This is a genomic window from Bradyrhizobium sp. P5_C11_2, from assembly GCF_054049755.1.
Genome location: NZ_JBFULT010000182.1, coordinates 1 through 12,729, shown reverse-complemented (window position 1 = coordinate 12,729; position 12,729 = coordinate 1). Strand labels below are relative to the sequence as shown.

General features: G+C 64.8%; 13 protein-coding genes. 4 read left to right on the top strand and 9 right to left on the bottom strand.

All coding sequences use genetic code 11. The annotated features are described in order from the left end of the window. From ACXJL8_RS18545 to ACXJL8_RS18535, 3 genes are all read left to right on the top strand, one after another. Positions 1 to 333, top strand: a 333-nt coding sequence (locus tag ACXJL8_RS18545; protein ID WP_456685373.1) for a carboxyltransferase domain-containing protein, incomplete at its 5' end; no start/stop codon positions are given. Then, complete coding sequence (locus tag ACXJL8_RS18540) at positions 330 to 1,367, top strand: 5-oxoprolinase subunit C family protein (protein ID WP_456618976.1); 1,038 nt, start codon at positions 330 to 332, stop codon at positions 1,365 to 1,367. The genes ACXJL8_RS18545 and ACXJL8_RS18540, both read left to right, overlap by 4 nt. Positions 1,368 to 1,397: 30 nt before the next feature. Beyond that, positions 1,398 to 2,168 carry a LamB/YcsF family protein gene (locus ACXJL8_RS18535; protein ID WP_456685372.1) on the top strand — a complete coding sequence of 257 codons (771 nt, stop codon included), beginning with the start codon at positions 1,398 to 1,400 and terminating at the stop codon, positions 2,166 to 2,168. A gap of 106 nt (positions 2,169 to 2,274) precedes the next feature. On the opposite strand, the gene ACXJL8_RS18530 is transcribed toward ACXJL8_RS18535, so the two are convergent. From ACXJL8_RS18530 to ACXJL8_RS18505, 6 genes are all read right to left on the bottom strand, one after another. After that, positions 2,275 to 2,427 carry a hypothetical protein gene (locus ACXJL8_RS18530; RefSeq protein WP_247983211.1) on the bottom strand — a complete coding sequence of 51 codons (153 nt, stop codon included), beginning with the start codon at positions 2,425 to 2,427 and terminating at the stop codon, positions 2,275 to 2,277. A 319-nt stretch (positions 2,428 to 2,746) separates the two neighbouring features. Then, positions 2,747 to 4,360, bottom strand: coding sequence for a sulfite reductase subunit alpha (locus ACXJL8_RS18525; RefSeq protein ID WP_456618974.1), 1,614 nt, complete (start codon positions 4,358 to 4,360; stop codon positions 2,747 to 2,749). Continuing rightward, complete coding sequence (locus tag ACXJL8_RS18520; RefSeq protein WP_456685371.1) at positions 4,357 to 6,135, bottom strand: NirA family protein; 1,779 nt, start codon at positions 6,133 to 6,135, stop codon at positions 4,357 to 4,359. Before ACXJL8_RS18520 ends, ACXJL8_RS18525 begins: the two co-directional genes overlap by 4 nt. A gap of 334 nt (positions 6,136 to 6,469) precedes the next feature. Then, a complete protein-coding gene (locus ACXJL8_RS18515) occupies positions 6,470 to 7,633 on the bottom strand; it encodes a CmpA/NrtA family ABC transporter substrate-binding protein (protein WP_456618972.1) in 1,164 nt (387 codons plus the stop codon). Then, positions 7,630 to 8,220, bottom strand: coding sequence for an ANTAR domain-containing response regulator (locus ACXJL8_RS18510; protein WP_456685370.1), 591 nt, complete (start codon positions 8,218 to 8,220; stop codon positions 7,630 to 7,632). Before ACXJL8_RS18510 ends, ACXJL8_RS18515 begins: the two co-directional genes overlap by 4 nt. 238 nt (positions 8,221 to 8,458) lie before the next feature. Then, a complete protein-coding gene (locus tag ACXJL8_RS18505; RefSeq protein ID WP_456685369.1) occupies positions 8,459 to 9,022 on the bottom strand; it encodes a hypothetical protein in 564 nt (187 codons plus the stop codon). A gap of 282 nt (positions 9,023 to 9,304) precedes the next feature. Between ACXJL8_RS18505 and rimO the strand changes: the two genes are divergently transcribed. Further along, on the top strand, positions 9,305 to 10,624 hold the full coding sequence (gene rimO / locus ACXJL8_RS18500) for a 30S ribosomal protein S12 methylthiotransferase RimO (protein ID WP_456685368.1): 1,320 nt from the start codon (positions 9,305 to 9,307) through the stop codon (positions 10,622 to 10,624). 162 nt (positions 10,625 to 10,786) lie between these two features. Here the strand turns inward: rimO and ACXJL8_RS18495 are convergent, their stop codons facing one another. From ACXJL8_RS18495 to ACXJL8_RS18485, 3 genes are all read right to left on the bottom strand, one after another. Then, positions 10,787 to 11,206: a carboxymuconolactone decarboxylase family protein gene (locus tag ACXJL8_RS18495; protein ID WP_456618968.1), complete on the bottom strand. Its 420-nt coding sequence runs from the start codon at positions 11,204 to 11,206 to the stop codon at positions 10,787 to 10,789. After that, on the bottom strand, positions 11,139 to 11,570 hold the full coding sequence (locus ACXJL8_RS18490) for a MerR family transcriptional regulator (RefSeq protein ID WP_456618967.1): 432 nt from the start codon (positions 11,568 to 11,570) through the stop codon (positions 11,139 to 11,141). The genes ACXJL8_RS18495 and ACXJL8_RS18490 overlap by 68 nt, the downstream gene beginning before the upstream one ends. A gap of 157 nt (positions 11,571 to 11,727) precedes the next feature. Then, the coding region (locus tag ACXJL8_RS18485; protein ID WP_456685367.1) for a hypothetical protein at positions 11,728 to 12,729 on the bottom strand (1,002 nt) is incomplete at its 5' end.

Sequence of the window (12,729 nt, the reverse complement as noted above, 5' to 3'; positions counted from 1 at the left end):
GCCATGATCGGCTTCACGCCGGGCTGGTCCTATCTCAGCGGCCTGGACAAATCCCTGCACATGTCGCGGCGGCAGAATCCGCGGCTGCTGACGCCGGCCGGCACGATCTCGATCGGGGGCATCCAGGCCGGAATCCAGTGCCTGGCTGCGCCGAGCGGCTGGCACCTGCTCGGCCGCACGCCGGTGCGGACCTATCAGCTCCACCGGAATCCGACCTTCCTCACCGAACCCGGTGATCGCGTGACGTTTTTTGCCATCGACCACAAGGCCTTCGAAGAGCAGGATCGCGCCGCCGAGGCCGGCGCGATCATCGCCGAGCAGGTGGTCGCATGAGCCGGCTCGTCGTCGCCAGCATCGGGCCTGCAAGCTCCGTCCAGGACGGCGGGCGGCACGGTGCGCAGCGCTACGGCTTGACGGTCAGCGGGGCGATGGACCGGCTGTCGCTCGCGGCGGCGAACACGCTCGTCGGCAACGAGCCGTTCGCAGCCAGCGTCGAGATCGGTCCGTTCGGCGCCACCTTCACCGCCCGCGACGGTGCCGTGCGCGTGGCGATTGCCGGCGCGCCGCGCAATGCCGACGTCGCGGGGCGACCGGTCGCCATGGACACATCGGTGACGCTGAAGGACGGCGAGACGCTGACGCTGGGCTTCGCCCGCGGCGGCGCCTTCACCTATCTCGCGATCGAAGGCGGGATCAAGGGCGAACCGGTGTTCGGCAGCCTCGCGGTCAATGCGCGCGCCGGTCTCGGCAGTCCCTACCCGCGCCCGCTCCAGGCCGGCGACGAGTTCACTGTCGATGCCGCGAGCGGCGCGCCGGAACTGCGGATCGAATTGCCGAAGCCCCCGAGCGGTCCGATCCGGGTCGTGCTGGGTCCGCAGGACGATGAGTTCGACGACGCCAACAAGGCGCTGTTCCTCGACAGCGAGTGGAAGATCTCGGCGACCTCCGACCGCATGGGCTACCGGCTCGAAGGCCCCGCAATCAAGCATCTGCACGGCCACAACATCGTCTCCGACGGCACCGTCAACGGCAGCATCCAGGTGCCCGGCAACGGCGCGCCGATCGCCTTGATGATGGACCGCGGCACCTCCGGCGGCTATCCGAAGATCGCGACCGTGATCACGGCCGATGTCGGCCGCCTCGCGCAGACCTCGGCGGGAACCGCGTTCCGCTTCAAGGCCGTCAGCATGGCGGAGGCGCAGGACGAGGCGCGCAAGTTTGCACAGCTGATCCGGAACCTGCCCGATCGCTTACGCTCCTCCGACACCGTCGCGCTCAACATCGAGGCGCTCAGCGATGCTAACGTTGCGGGCTATGCGGTGAGCGCCGTCGATGCCGGGACATGGCAGGTCGTGGCGGAGCCATAAGCGGCAAGAAACTAGAGGCGGAGAGCACCCATGAAGACCATCGATCTCAATTGCGACCTCGGCGAAGGTTTCGGCGCGTGGGAGATGGGCAACGACGYCGCGATGATCGAGCTGGCAAGCTCGGTCAACGTCGCCTGCGGCTTCCATGCCGGCGACCCCGACATCATGCGCCGGACGGTCGAGCTGGCGAAAGCGCGCGGCGTCTCGGTCGGCGCGCACCCTGGATATCGCGACCTGCACGGCTTCGGCCGGCACCCGATCGCGGGCCTGAAAGCCTCCGAGATCGAGAACCTCGTCGCCTACCAGATCGGCGCGTTGCAGGCGATCGCGACCGCGGCCGGCCACAAGGTCACGCATGTGAAGGCGCATGGCGCGCTGTCCAATGTCGCCTGCGAAGACGACATGACGGCCAAGGCGATCGCCGCCGGCATCAAGGCGGTCGATCCCAGCCTGATCTTCGTCGTGCTCGCCAATTCGAAGCTGGTGAAGGCCGGCGAAGAAGCCAATCTGCCGATGGTGCACGAGGTGTTCGCCGACCGCGCCTATGAGGACGACGGCAACCTCGTCTCGCGCAAGAAGCCCGGCGCGGTGCTGCACGATGCCAAGGCGATTGCCGATCGCGTGGTGCGCATGGTGCAGGACGGCGCGGTGGTGTCGGTGACCGGCAAGGTGATCAAGATGCGCACGGATACGGTGTGCATCCACGGCGACACGCACGGCGCGGTCGAGATCGCGCGGACCTTGCGTCAGGCCTTGAAGGATGCGGGGATCGACGTGGCGCCGTTCAGGCGCGGGACGTGAGGCAGACTCAGTGCCGTAGGGTGGGTTAGCGTAACCCACCATGCTTCAGCGAATGCGGGACGAAGTTGGTGGGTTACGCCTTCGGCTAACCCACCCTACGAAGCCGTCAGAACGGGTGCACCGAGAGCGTGCCGAACACGATGGCGGCGATGACGGCAAAGGCGCTGTAGAGCCCGATGTGGTGAACACTCGCCCCGGTCCGACGCGAGAGCGAGCGCGCGTAGAAGTGCAGCCTGGCTTCCGCCGATAGTTCGCGCATGGTCGATCTCCAACGCCCCATTTGCGGGATTATGAAGGATCAACCGTAGCGGGTGGCAAGACTGCGGCGGAAATAGCGATAAGGGTTCTCTGAAGGCGCCCGATCGCAGGTGCAAATTCTCCTCACCCGCGGGTTCCGAGAATCTTATTCGTTAAAGTCCGAGCCAGCTGGAACCGACTCGGATGACAATGCGATGACGGTTGAACCAGGCATCAGAACGCCGCCCGACAAAAAAGTCGCAAACAACCCCATGCACAGTAGCCGACGCGATGCCCCGCGCATGCGCCGCGAGGCCGATTTGCCCTGATCTTGGCGCGCCTTAGTACACGTCAGCCTGGAACCGGCCGGTCTTCTTGAGTTCGGCGACAAAACTGACGGCTTCGTCGGTCGAACGCGCGCCGAACTGGGCGACGATGTCGACCAGCGCACGCTCGACGTCCTTGGCCATGCGCTTGGCATCGCCGCAGATGTAGAGATGCGCGCCTTCGGCGAGCCAGGTCCACACCTCGCGGCCGACCTCGCGCATGCGATCCTGCACGTAGAATTTCTTCTCGCCGTCACGCGACCACGCCAGCGACAGCCGGGTCAGGAGGCCCGAGGTCTTCATCGCGTTGAGCTCGTCCTGGTAGAAGAAATCGCAATCGCTGCGCTGGTGCCCGAAGAACAGCCAGTTCTTGCCGGGCGCGCCGGTCGCCTTGCGGTCGAACAGGAAGGCGCGGAACGGCGCGATGCCGGTGCCCGGACCGATCATGATGATCGGCGTCTTCGGATCCGCCGGCAGGCCGAAGCCGTGAGCCTTCTGCACGTAGACCTTGAGCTTCTCGCCATCATTGATGCGCTCGCCTAGGAAGGTCGAGGCGACGCCGATCCGCTGGCGCTTGCCGATGACGTAACGCACGGAATCGACCGTCAGCGACAGCTTTCCGGGCGTCGCATTGTGCGAGGACGAGATCGAGTAAAGCCGCGGCTGGAGCGGCTCGAGCGCCTCGACGAAGGCCTCGGGATGCGGCCGCGTGCCGGAAAACTTCTGGAGCGCCGCCATGACGTCCAGCGTCGCGGCATCGCCATCGGGATCCTCGCCCTGTGCCAGCGCCCGCGCCTTCTCGCGCTGCGCACCGCCGGTGATGAAGGAGATCAGCTCGAACAGCGTGTCGGGCGCCGGCGACAGCGAGACGTCGTCGATCAGCACCTCGCGCAGCGTCTTGCCGTTGACCTTGGTGGTGTGCGAGGCGCCGAGCAGCGCGATGATCTGGTCGACCAGGCCGACGTCGTTGCGCGCGAACACGCCGAAGCTGTCGCCGACGACGTAATCGAGCTTGGCTTCCGAGAGATCGAACTCGATGTGATAGGTTTCCTTCTCCGAGGCGCCCTTGTTGAGCAGGCGACGCGACAGGAATGTCGCTGCCACCGGATTGTCGCGCGAACGGCCGGGTTCGGCGATCGTCACCGTCACCGCTGGCGCCGTCACCGCATCCTGCTTGTCAGGAGCCTTGGCCGCCGGCGCCTTGTCGAGCTCTTCGTGCAGGGCCTTCAGCATCCGCGCGGTTTCCTTGCCGCCGGGGACGCAAAGATTGAGCCGCGCTTCGCTGCGGGTCGCGATCGCTTCCGAATAGTCGTGGCAATTGTAGCCGCACTGGCCGCAATCCTGCTGCGCCATCGCCGCCATCATCTTGCGACGCACGGGACGGCCTTCGGCGAGCTTCATCCGCTCGGCGATCGGCATGGTCTGGTCGTGCCACGGTGCTTCGCCGTCGTCGCCGTCACCGGCTGCGCCTTGCATGACGGCGGCGCCCTGCTCCGCCGACAGCGGCGCCGCTGCATCGGGCGACAGCAGCCCGGCAAAGAAGCCGTTCAGCCAGGAACGCTGCGCATCGGAGAACGGCGCGCTCGCGGGAATGATGTCGAGCTTGGGCGGGGGGCTGATCTGGTTCATGCGGACACCTCTGCATCGGCAAGCTTGCGCAGCGTCTCGCCGTCGTGGCGGCGCGCAAAGGAGAGGAAGGTTTCGTCCGGAGACGAGCGATGGGCGATGTAGGCCTTGAGCAGGCCCTCGACCGTCTTCGGCGCGTCCTCGGCCTTGAGGTCGTGATAGACTTCCTGCCCGACATCGGCGTCGGGACCGAACCCGCCGCCGGTGAAGAGGTGGTAGCCCTCGGCCGTGTCGTCCTCGCTGACCGGCACACGCGCACCGATCAGTCCGATGTCGCTGATGTAGTGCTGCGCGCAGGAATGGTGACAGCCGGTGACGTGGATGTTGACCGGCTTGTCCATCGCGACGCGCGGCTCGCACCAGTCGCCGATCTCGGCCGCGTGGCGCTTGGTGTTCGAGGCGGCGAAGCGGCAGCCGGCATTGCCGGTGCAGGCAATCAGGCCGGCGCGGATATGCGAGGCCTCGACCGCGAGCCCGATCTGCTTGATCGCGGCAATCGCGAGCTCGACATTCTCGTCGCGCACGCCCGGGATCAGCAGGTTCTGCCAGACGGTCAGGCGGATCTCGCCGTCGCCGAGGTCGCGCGCGACCTTGGCCAGGCCCCGCATCTGGTCGCAGGTGATCTTGCCGAGCGGCAGTGACACGCCGATCCAGTTCAGGCCGTCCTGCTTCTGCTTGTGCACACCGACATGCGCCATGCGGTCCGACGCAGGCCGCGGCGCAAATGCCTCTTCCGGCACGCGCGTGAACGGCGTCTTCAGCCGCTCCTCGACGAGCTTCAGGAAGCCGTCATGGCCCATGGCGTCCAGCACGTATTTCAGCCGCGCCTTGTTGCGGTTGGTGCGGTCGCCATGCTCGATGAACACGCGCACGATGGCGTCGGCAACAGCCGTCGCCTGCTCCGGCTTGACGATGATGCCGGAGTACTTGGCGAAGTCCTTGTGTCCGGTGATGCCGCCAAGGCCAAGGCGAAACCAGACCCCGGGCTCGACGCCGAAACCGTCCTTCACCTCGTACGCCGTGAATGCGATGTCGTTGGTCTCCTCGAGCACGGCGATCCTGCCGGCGCCGTCGAAGGCGACGTTGAACTTGCGCGGCAATCCGTACAGCGAGCGATCATTCAGGATGTGATAGTGCCACTCGCGCGCAAAGGGCCGCGTGTCGATCAGCTCCTGCGGATCGATGCCGGCCGTCGGCGTTCCCGTCACGTTGCGGATGTTGTCGGCGCCGGAGCCGCGCGAGCACAGGCCGAGGTCCTGGATGCCCTCGATCAGCTTCACGGCGTTCTTCGGCGGGATCTCGCGAAGCTGGAGATTGGCGCGGGTGGTGACGTGGCTGAACGGGCCGCACAAATCCTCGGCGAGATCGGCGAGGCCCGACAGCTGCCAGTGCTTCATGATGCCGTTGGGGATGCGCAGGCGGCACATGTAGGAGTCCTGCGCCGGCGCGACATAGAAGATCCCGAAATAGCGCCAGCGGAAGTTGTCCGCAGGGCTGGGCGGCGCGTTGTCGAGCGCCTGCTGGCGCAGGCGCGGATAGGCATCGAAGGGATGCTCGTCGCGCTTGAACTTCTCCTGGTCAGCGAGCTTCTTGCCCGACGCGATGACCTTGTCCTGCGCCTTGATGTGGACGGCATCGGGACCGGTCGGCTCGGCATTGGCCTTGGCGGCGCCGCCGAAGCCGCGGCCGACCCGGCTGATCTGCAGGCCGGTCGTGAAGCCTTCGAGATAGCGCTTCTGGTCGTCGGTAAAGTCGACTGAGACTGTTTCGAGTTTCATGGTCGGTAACGAAGCTCCTGCGGCCACCTGGGTGGTATCGACGGAAAAGTGCACGACCCGCGAGGAGCTCGGCTGGCTCGAGAGCCGGCTCTGCACCCAACGGTCCGATCAGCTTCGTTGCTGCGGGACTCGGCTCAGCAGGCATCTGTGACAGGCTGGCCGCACTGCAACATACAAGTTGCGTGCCAGCTTGGCCGAAATGAAAATGGCTATGATTTCAGTCCATTACGGACGGCCCCGGAAAACCCAGGTCCTGGAACTCTTCCGAAATTCGAGCAGTCGGCTCAAAATTTAGCCGATGATCCCGCGCGCCCAAAAACGATGCAGGCCCGAATCAGGCCCGCCAGCGACCGACCTCGAAGGCCTCAAGATGCCCGCGAATGTTGTCGGGATCGAAGGCCGGCCCGGCGAATGCGCCGAACGCCGCGGGGGCTTCGGCGGGCGGCTGGCGGCCGAGGGCTGCGTCGTAGAGATCGGGCCGGAACACGGCCATGGCCGTCTTGACGCCGTCGGGTGTGAGCGCGGTCTGCCCCCAGCGCACCATCTGCGCATAGAGCCAGGCGGCCTGGACCGGATCGGGCCGCCCTGCCCCTTCGCGTCCGACCAGCAGGTAGCGGCCGCTTTCGCGGAAGGTGCCGTCGGGCGAGATCTTCAGGCGTCCGACCAGGGTGCGCTGGATCACCTCGGCATCGACGCCAATCCGTTCGGCCTGCGCCAGGATCTGCGCCGCTTCCGCCAGGTTCGCGGGATGCTCGATGAACTCGGCCGCCTTCACCGCCGCGCGCACCAGGGCTGCAACCACATCCGGATTCTTGTCGGCCCAGGTCTGGCGGACGGCCAAAACCTTCTCCGCCGCGCGCACCAGGATGTCGGAGACGAAATGCAGGATGTGGCCGATGCCGAGGTCGACCGCGACGGAATTCCAGGGCGCGCCGACGCAGAACGCATCGACATGGCCGTTGGCGAGACTGTCGACCATGTAGGGCGGCGGCAGCACCACGAGGCGCACATCCTCGTCCGGGTCGACGCCGGCCGCCGCCATCCAGAACCGCAGCTGGTAATTGTGGGTCGAGAACGGGAAGGTCATGCCGAAGGTCAGCGGCTCGGCGCCCGTCTTGCGGCGCTTGGCGACCACCTTCGCCAGAGCCTTCGCCGTGGCCATCGGATCGAAGCGGTCGCCGTCGATCTCCTCCATCAGCGCGGCATGCAGCGCCGGCGAGACCGTGATTGCGTTGCCGTTGATGCCGAGACTGAAGGGCGCCGCGATCGGCACCTTGACATGGCCGAGCCCGAGCGAGGACGCGATCGCAACGGGCGCCAGCAGATGCGCGGCGTCGAACAGGCCGATATTGAGCTTGTCGCGCACGTTGGACCAGGACACCTCGCGCACCAGCTCGACCTCGAGCCCTTCGGCCGCGGTGTACCCCTTGTCGACGGCGACGATGAGCGCGGCGGCATCGACCAGCGGAATGAACCCTATGCGGAGCGGTCCAGTCATTTCAGCATCTCCGACGCGGTGATGATCGACTGGGCGATCTCGCCGATTTTCTTCTTCTCGCGCATCGCGGTGGAGCGCAGCAGCACATAGGCCTCGTCCTCGTTGAGGCCCTTCACCTTCATCAAGATGCCCTTGGCCCGCTCGATGATCTTGCGGTCCTCGAGCTGCGACTTGGTCCGCTCCAGTTCCTCCTGGAGCTTGGCAAAGGCGTTGAAGCGAGACACGCAGAGGTCGAGGATCGGCTTGATGCGCTCCTTCTTCAGCCCGTCGACGATGTAGGCGGATACCCCCGCCTCCACGGAGGCCTGGATCGAGGCGGAATCGCTCTGGTCGACGAACATCGCGATCGGCCGCTTGACGGCGCGGCTGACCTGGAACATCGCTTCCAGCACGTCGCGGCTGGGGTTTTCCAGGTCGATCAGGATGATGTCGGGATCGACCGCGTAAATGCGCGCCAAAAGGCTCTGCATCTCGCTGATGTGGACGACCTGCGTGAACCCCGCCTCCCGCAGCCCCTCCTGGAGGATCGCGGCCCGGATCGGGCTCTCGTCGACAATCACGATTTTGGGCGACTGTTCGGYGCTCATTGCTCACTCACGTCCGGCGATTCATCCATAGCACGCCGGAACGCCCTGCAAAGGGTTGTAATTGACGGCAATTAGGACTAGTTCCCGCCGATCAATCAGGCAGATTCAAGAGATCTGCAACAGACGGCTGCGCCCAAGGTCAGCTTCGTGTCGCTCGGATGCTCCTGAGACAACGAATGTAAACTTTCAAAGCCGCCCCACTCCCGCCCGACGGCAGCTGCCATCTGGGCTTACGCTCTCACGGAATCCTCGCGCCAGCGATCATTTTGTCGAGAAGTGGCACGGCGGCCAGCACCGCCGTCTCGTTGAGGCCGGAGACCGCTAGCCGCACGACGTAGGAATTGCCGTCCTTGTCGAGATCGGCGTAATGCGCGATCACTTCAATCGGCTGGTCCTTTAGGGACGGATTGTCGTAGCGGTTGATAATGACCTTGGGGTTCACCGAGGGAAGCGTGGTGATCTTGGCATTCTTGCCGGATGTCGTCGCCCAATCCCTATCGCTCGTTGCGACCCATTGAACCAATTCGGTCCGATCCTTGTTGTAGCGGCCTTCGGCATAGATGATCACTTCGGCTTTACCGAACATCTTCCCGTTGGGCACGAACATCGAGGCGCCGTACTTGAGACTCGCGGCCTCGTCCCTCGTCCACCCATCGGGTGCCTTCACGCGTGGCCTGAATTCCGGACACAATCTTTCTTGCCGATCGCAGACATGGATGATCTTGTCGACTTCAGCCCGTACCGGAAACATCGCGCCGCAGGCAGCGGTGACGAAAACCATGCCGAAGATGAAACGGCGCATCGCAGTTTAGCTCCGTGGAATCGAGCAAGAAACAGATAACAACAAAAACGTGCACGTTGGAGCAATTCATCTCGGCTCCTCCACTCACACGATCGGAACCGGCTTCCCACATCAGGAGCCCTCAGTCAGTCCATACCTCCCTTGTGACTGGCCGATCACGTCATATACGCGCGAGTACTGCTTTAGCATCGCACCGCATAGGTTAGTTATTGAATTTCGGCATCAGATCAATTACTTGGATCGCAACTCCGGACAATTCAGACACAGGTTCCAGGCGATTACATGGAAAGAGCGCCACGCATTTCTTTTACCAGCCTAGGTTGTCCCAAGGCATTGGTGGATTCCGAGCGCATCATCACGCGCCTGCGCGCCGAGGGCTACGAGCTCGCCCGCAAGCACGACGGGGCCGACATCGTCATCGTCAACACCTGTGGCTTCCTCGACAGCGCCAAGCAGGAATCGCTCTCGGCGATCGGCGAGGCCATGGCCGAGAACGGCAAGGTGATCGTGACCGGTTGCATGGGCGCGGAACCCGAGCAGATCGAGCAGGCCTATCCCGGCGTGCTCTCGATCACCGGCCCGCAGCAATATGAGAGCGTGCTGGACGCGGTCCACCGTGCGCTGCCGCCGGCGCWCAATCCGCATCTCGWTCTGGTGCCGCCGCAGGGCATCAAGCTGACGCCGCGGCACTACGCCTATTTGAAGATCTCCGAGGGCTGCAACAACCGCTGCACCTTCTGCATCATCCCAAAACTGCGCGGCGACCTCGTCTCGCGTCCCGCTGACGACGTGCTGCGCGAGGCCGAGCGTCTGGTCGGCGCCGGCGTCAAGGAGCTGCTGGTGATCTCGCAGGACACTTCGGCCTATGGCGTCGATCTGAAATATGCCGAGAGCCCGTGGAAGGATCGCCAGGTCCGCGCCAAATTCCTCGATCTCGCGCGCGAGCTCGGCGAGTTCGGGGCGTGGGTCCGGCTGCAATATGTCTACCCCTATCCGCATGTCGACGAGGTCATCGCGCTGATGAACGAGGGCAAGGTGCTGCCCTATCTCGACATCCCGTTCCAGCATGCGAGCCCCGAGGTGCTGAAGGCGATGAAGCGCCCGGCGGCGCAGGACAAGACGCTGGCGCGGATCAAGCGCTGGCGCGAGGAATGTCCCGATCTCGCCCTGCGCTCGACCTTCATCGTCGGCTTCCCCGGCGAGACCGATGCCGATTTCGCCTATCTGCTCGACTGGCTCGATGAAGCCGAGATCGATCGTCTCGGCTGCTTCAAATACGAGCCGGTCGCCGGCGCGACGTCGAACGCGATCGAAAATCCGGTGCCGGAAGCGGTCAAGCAGGAGCGTTACAACGCACTGATGGCCCGCCAGCAGAAGATCTCCGCGCGCAGGCTGAAGCGCAAGGTCGGCACGCGCCAGCAGATCATCATCGACGAAGTCGGCCCGACCGTTGCAAAGGGTCGCTCCAAGGCCGATGCGCCCGAGATCGACGGCGCGGTGTATCTGACGAGCCGCCGTCCCTTGCGTGTCGGCGAGATCGTCACCGCGAAGATCGAGCGCGCCGACCAATACGATCTGCACGGCAGCGTCGCAGGGTTTTGAAGCACTGACGACAGCGACTTCCACTTCATCACCGTCATCCCCGCGCGAGCGCGGGGATGACGGGGCCACTTTCGCGTTCGCTGCGTTCGCAATGACGATGTGGATGTCACGCCCGCCATTTCGGCACCCAGCGGTCCCAACGAGCAGATCACCATAAGTTCGTCATGTCGCTTCTCCCGACGCCTGCCGTCCGTCATGCGCGGAAAACACCTCCTTGGCTGCGAACAGCCCGTTCACCGCCGCCGGGAAGCCCGCATAGACGGCCATCTGCATGATGACCTCCACGATCTCGTCGCGAGACAGCCCGACGTTCAGACCCGCCTCGATATGCACCTTGAGCTGAGGCGCGGCATTTCCGAGCGCCGTCAGCGCGGCGATCGTCGCGATCTCTCGATCGCGCAGGCCGAGGCCCTCGCGGCTGTAAATGTCGCCGAAGGGAAACTCGATCACGTATCGTGCGAAATCCGGAGCGATGTCGGCGAGTGAGGCCACGACCTTTTCGCCGGCTCTGCCGTCAATGCGTGACAGGGCGCGCTGGCCGCGATCGAAGCGGCTTTCGGCTTGTGTTTGGGCGTGCGTCATCTTCCTTCGTCCTCTGTTCGTCGCCGGCATAGCCGGCGATCTTGGTATCAAGGACGAGCAGGCATTCCTGGAGTTCGGCAATCTGCGTGCGAACCTGTTCCCGGTGGATTTCCAGCATCTGCCGCCGGGCTGGCCCGGTGGCTTCGCCTTCATCACGAAGCGCCGCATAACGCAACATGTCCCGGATCGGCATTCCCGTGGTCTTGAGCCGACCGAGGAATTCGATCCAGGTGAGGATCGATGCGTCAAAGTCACGCTGGCCGGAACGATCCCGGTATGCGTATGGCAACAGCCCGATGCGCTCGTAATAACGCAACGTGTGGGTCGACAAGCCGGTTCGTTTTGCGAGGTCACCGATCTTCATGTGTGCCCGTTCTCGTACTGACGCACGAACAGATACCCCTTCGAGCGCACTCTAAGTCAAGGGGGATCGAAGGTGCCGTTCCCGCGAGGTCCAGATGGCACGACAGCAGAAGATTTCGGCGCGCCGGCTGGGCGGCAGCATCGCGGGATTCCGAGCTTCAGGATGCCGCCAGCCATTTCGGCACCCAGCGCTCCGGGCGCGGGGCGCGGGCGAGATCGGCCTTCGCTTCGGAGAGCTGCGCAGGCTCGCCATCGATGGTCGGACGCACATCGTATTCGAAGCTCGGCATGACCCGGCCGTCGGCATAGAGTCCAAAACTCATCGCGTACCACAGCCCGAGTTCCGGCTGCGCGCGCCGCGTCTCCTCGCGCAAGTCACGCAGCAGGGACTCGATCGAGGCGGCCTCCTCGAACGGCTGTGGTCCGCGCGTCAGGACGCGCGCCTGGTATTGCTTGCCGACGATGGCGACCTCGAAGCGCGTCTTGTCCCAGGGTTTCTTGCCCTTGGGCAGGTGCGCGGCAAGCCGCCAGCCGAGCTCGGCCATCAGCCGGTGATTGGCCCAATACTCCTCGCGATCCCGGCTCCATTTTTCGACGAAGCCGCGGAAGTCGGGCAGCTCCGACGGCGCCTCCTCGGGCGGCGTCGTCTGCTCACCGGGCGGCCGGCCGGCGAGCCATTGCGCAAGCTCGACGGTCTGACACTCGACCTTGTCATGCGGCAAAAGATCGCTCCAGGCCTTGTCGAACTGCTGCGACGTCAGCTTTGCCAGCAGCCCGTCGAGGCTCGGCGCCAGCAATTCGTAGGCGCCTTCCGACCCCAGCCCGACCATAGGCGGATTGTCCCGGTCGAGACCGGCGCCATACCAGCCGCCGACGGCCGAGCCGTCCGGCAGCCGCATGAACAGCGAAAACCTGTCGCGCAACGGACTGCCGTCAAAGATCGGCGCCTGGTCGGAGAACTGACCTTGCAGGGAGAAGCGGCCGACGCTGCCCCAGGCACGCCCGTTGAGCCAGCCGGCGAAGTCGACCAGCAACGGTGGCGCMTCGATGCCCGGCGGAAACGCGCCGCGAATGCTGTCGAGGTCGATCGGGTAAGGCGTATCGGACAAGGCTAAAACTGTCTGGTTGGTCCCGCCCCTGTTGGTCTCACCGGGCTCATG

Excerpts from the sequence above, each read along its gene's own strand:
- ACXJL8_RS18540 (WP_456618976.1), top strand. The coding sequence starts at position 330 with ATGAGCCGGCTCGTCGTCGCCAGCATCGGGCCTGCAAGCTCCGTCCAG.
- ACXJL8_RS18530 (WP_247983211.1), bottom strand. The coding sequence starts at position 2,427 with ATGCGCGAACTATCGGCGGAAGCCAGGCTGCACTTCTACGCGCGCTCG.
- ACXJL8_RS18525 (WP_456618974.1), bottom strand. The coding sequence starts at position 4,360 with ATGAACCAGATCAGCCCCCCGCCCAAGCTCGACATCATTCCCGCGAGC.
- ACXJL8_RS18520 (WP_456685371.1), bottom strand. The coding sequence starts at position 6,135 with ATGAAACTCGAAACAGTCTCAGTCGACTTTACCGACGACCAGAAGCGC.
- ACXJL8_RS18515 (WP_456618972.1), bottom strand. The coding sequence starts at position 7,633 with ATGACTGGACCGCTCCGCATAGGGTTCATTCCGCTGGTCGATGCCGCC.
- ACXJL8_RS18505 (WP_456685369.1), bottom strand. The coding sequence starts at position 9,022 with ATGCGCCGTTTCATCTTCGGCATGGTTTTCGTCACCGCTGCCTGCGGC.
- ACXJL8_RS18495 (WP_456618968.1), bottom strand. The coding sequence starts at position 11,206 with ATGACGCACGCCCAAACACAAGCCGAAAGCCGCTTCGATCGCGGCCAG.
- ACXJL8_RS18490 (WP_456618967.1), bottom strand. The coding sequence starts at position 11,570 with ATGAAGATCGGTGACCTCGCAAAACGAACCGGCTTGTCGACCCACACG.